General features: G+C 74.5%; 1 protein-coding gene. It reads left to right on the forward strand.

The annotated features are described in order from the left end of the window. Positions 1-3,119 (forward strand): type I polyketide synthase (locus tag D7223_RS32315; RefSeq protein WP_120733490.1); only part of this gene is annotated, 3,119 nt, incomplete at both ends.

The following is a 3,119-nucleotide window of genomic DNA, read 5'->3' on the forward strand; positions in this document are numbered from 1 at the left end:
ACCTACACCACACCCTCGACCAGCCACACACCATCACCACTCCCAACCCCCACCACGCCCGCACCCAACTCCACCTCCACGAAGACCCCGGCACACCGGCGCTGCAGCCGCCCCCGCCCACCTACCCGTTCCAGCACAGCTCCTACTGGATCAGGGAAGCGATCCGGCCCGGCGACCCGGCAGGGCTGGGCCTGGTACCCGAGGATCACCCGCTGCTCGGCGCCGGCACCGCCCTGGCCGACGGCGGGCACCTCCTCACCGGCCGGCTCACCCTTGACACGGTTCCCTGGCTGGCCGACCACCGGATCACCGGCACCGTTCTGGTGCCCGGGAGTGCCCTGGTCGATCTGGCCCTGCACGCCGCCGGCCGGGTCGGCTGCGCCACCATCGGCGAGCTCACCCTGCGGCAGCCGCTGATCGTCCCGGAGGACGGCCCGGTCGACCTCCGCGTCACCGTGGGAGCACCCGGCGACGACGGCACCCGGACGATCCGGATCGACGCCAACCGGCCCGGCGAGGACGACTGGACCGGTCACGCCGAGGGCTCTCTCGCACCGGCCGCCGAGCCACCGTCCACGACGGACTGGCAGCCCCGGGGCGAGCGTGTCGACGTCACCGACTTCTACGCCGGGCTGGCGGAGCGCGGCTACGACTACGGGCCGGCGTTCCACACCCTGCGCGCGGTGTGGCGGGACGGTGACACGACCTACGCGGAGGTCACCGGCGCGGACGACGCTTCACCGTACGGCCTGCACCCGGCTCTGCTCGACGGCGCCCTGCACGCCCTGGCCGCCGCGTCGGACGTGGCGGACGACGTACGCCTGCCGTTCTCCTGGACCGGTGTGACGCTGCACGCGGCCGGCGCCCGCCACCTGCGCGTGCGGCTCACCACGACCGGTGACAGCGTCGCCCTAGCCGTCGCCGACGAGACCGGCGCGCCGATCGCGACCGTGGGCGCGGTGACCGTCCGCCCGATGACCCTCCCCCGCACCGCCGACACTCCCTTCCAGCTCGTCTGGGAGCCGGCCCCGGTCGAGACAGCGGACGGCCCGGCCACGGTGGTCGTGCCGTTCCTGCCCGGCGACGGGGATGTCGTCTCCCGGGCGCACCGGGCGACCGCCGAAGCGCTCGCCGCACTGCGGGGCCGGCTGGCCGATCCGTCGTCGCGGCTGGTGTTCGTCACCCGCGGCGCGGTCGCCGTCACGCCCGGCGAGCCGGTGCGCGACCTGGGGAACGCCCCGGTCTGGGGTCTCGTGCGGGTCGCCCAGTCCGAGCACCCCGGCCGGTTCGTCCTGCTGGACCTCGACCCGGACACCGACATCCCGGCGGAGGACTGGGCGCGGCTGGCGGCCGGCGACGAGCCGCAGGTGGCGCTGCGCGGCGGCACCCGGTACGTGCCCCGGCTCCGGCGCGCGGCCGCGCCCGGCGACGCCCCCGTCACCTGGGACGCGGGCACCGTTCTCATCACCGGCGGCACCGGCGGTCTCGGCGGGTCGGTGGCCGAACATCTCGTGGCCACGTACGGCGTACGCCACCTCGTGCTCGCCAGCCGCAGCGGCCCGGCGGCACCGAATGCGGCCGCCCTGCGCGACCGGCTGACCGGGCTGGGCGCCGAGGTGACCGTGGTGGCCTGCGACGTCAGCGACCGCCGCCAGGTGGACGAGCTGATCGCGGACGTCCCCGCCGAGGCCCCGCTCACCGCGGTCGTGCATACGGCGGGTGTGCTCGACGACGCCACGATCGGCTCGCTCACCCCTGAACGCCTCACGCCGGTGCTGCGCGCCAAGGTGGACGCCGCGCACCACCTGCACGAGGCCACCCGGCATCTGCCGCTCGCCGGTTTCGTGCTGTTCTCCTCGGCCGCCGGCGTGCTCGGAAACGCCGGGCAGGGCGGCTATGCGGCGGCCAACGCGTTCCTCGACGCGCTCGCTCACGTCCGACACGCCGACGGCCTGCCGGCCCTCTCGCTGGCCTGGGGCCTGTGGGGCAACGGCGCCGGCATGGGCCGCGGGGTGAGCCGCACCGGGGTCGTCGCGATGTCCAGTGAAGACGCCCTGTCGCAGCTGGACGCGGCGTTGCGGATGCCCGATCCGGTGCTCGTCCCGGCGCGGCTCGATTTGGCGGCACTGCGCCGACAGGCCGTCGAGGGCACGCTGCCGGCGGTGTTGCGGGGCCTGGTGCGCGCACCCGCGGGCCGTCCCGCCGGTTCGGTGGACCTGCGGCGTACGTTGACCGCGCTCCCCGCCGCCGAACAGGCCGGACACCTGCTGCGCCTGGTGCGGGACCGCGCCGCCGCGGTGCTCGGCCACGCCACCGGTGAGGCGGTCGGCGCGGCCAGCCCGTTCCAGCAGCTCGGCATGGACTCGCTGACCGCGATCGAGCTACGCAACCAGCTGCACGCGGCGACCGGGCTGACGTTGCCGACCACACTCGTCTTCGACTATCCGACGGCCGAGGCGGTGGCCGGCTACCTGCGCACTCAGATCTTCGGCGAGCAGAACCCCATCCCGCAAACCCCGGTCTCCCGTACGGCGGACGCCGACGACCCCGTGGTCATCGTCTCGATGGCGTGCCGTTATCCGGGCGGCGTCACGTCGCCGGAGGAGCTCTGGCAGCTGGTCGCCGGCGGCGCGGACGGCATCGGCGACTTCCCGGCGAACCGCGGCTGGGACGTCGACGACCTCTACGACCCGGACCCGGACGCGACCGGCAAGTCGTACACCCGCCGGGGCGGTTTCCTCTACGACGCGGACCGCTTCGACGCCGAGTTCTTCGGGATCAGCCCGCGCGAGGCGCTCGCCATGGACCCGCAGCAGCGGTTGCTGCTGGAGGTGGCGTGGGAGGCGATCGAACGCGCGGGCATCGACGCGGGCACCCTGCGGAGCAGCTCCACCGGGGTCTTCGCCGGCCTGATGTACGGCGACTACGGCGGGCGGTTGATCTCCCGTACGCCGGCGGGTTTCGAGGGTCACATCGGCATCGGCAACTCGTACAGCGTGGCGTCGGGGCGGGTGGCGTACACGTTCGGCTTCGAGGGCCCGGCGATCACGGTCGACACGGCCTGCTCGTCGTCACTGGTCGCGGTGCACCTGGCCGCGCAGGCGATCCGCAACGGCGAG

The organism is Micromonospora endolithica (assembly GCF_003626595.1).
GTDB lineage: Bacteria > Actinomycetota > Actinomycetes > Mycobacteriales > Micromonosporaceae > Micromonospora > Micromonospora endolithica.